General features: G+C 37.9%; 1 protein-coding gene. It reads right to left on the bottom strand.

The features are described from left to right. Nucleotides 1–947, bottom strand: a 947-nt coding sequence (locus A3756_RS28285; RefSeq protein ID WP_197481515.1) for a hypothetical protein, incomplete at both ends; no start/stop codon positions are given.

Below are 947 nucleotides of genomic sequence, written 5' to 3'. Positions count from 1 at the left end.
ACATCTTCCGTACTCTTGCTATTACTATAAATAAGCTCAAACCGATCACTTTCGTATAGATAAAGGTCGTTTTCAACCTGGATTACAAAGTTACTTTGCTGAACTGGCTGGCTGGTATTAAGGGTAAGGTTTGTATAACCGTTGAGCGTTAATGTTGGCGTATCAAATATAGCGTTAATGCGTGCTTGTATAGGAGTTGAGCTACTTGTTGGGTCATCGACAGTAAATAGATATGAAGTTGGTATAACAAATAAGTTAGATCCTTGCTGGGCCAATATCTTGTTATTTGATACTTGAGTAAAAGTAAGGGGTTCTGTGAAAGGGAGTTGTGTACTCCATTCTATTGTTTGTATTTCGTTAAAACGGTCTATTTCTGCATAGTTAAAAGATAGTTCGGAAGAGTTGTTGTTATAGCTAAGGTAGCCATAGTTTCCTTGCCATACTGATGAAATTACTTTTGCTGAATCGTAGTCAATAACTAACTCGGGATCTTGTTTTCCCTCAGAAACGACGCTGTGTTCAAAGATTGTGAAGATGTTCTCATCAATCAGAGTAGAAAAATCAATTTTTTCATAGAAAATATCGCCATCACAAGCGGTTGAAGCCGAAACATGAAGGATGATTTCAGGAAGGTGTTTAGTGCTGACATTGGACTCTTTTCGGTCTTGAAAAGCGTGGGTTGTAGGCATTCTAATAGCTGAGATACCACAAATATGGCTACTTAGATTTGCTAATACATAATGTTTGTTATTGTTGGCTTTGTCGAGATCGAAGAGGTTTATAACGCTTTCTTCTTGCGAGTTTCTCGTTACATAGGCTATGTATTCGAAACCTTGTTTTTCTTCATCTATGTCGAAAGCTAGTGCGGTCTGAAAGTCGTTAGTTGCTTCAGCAAAATCGGCGAGCTTGTAGGTTATAAGGTTGTCATTCTTGATAGTGTAGTAGCT

The sequence above is a fragment of the Oleiphilus sp. HI0086 genome, assembly GCF_001635225.1.
Note: the sequence above shows the minus strand (reverse complement) of the source record. Positions and strands in the feature narration are given on the sequence as shown.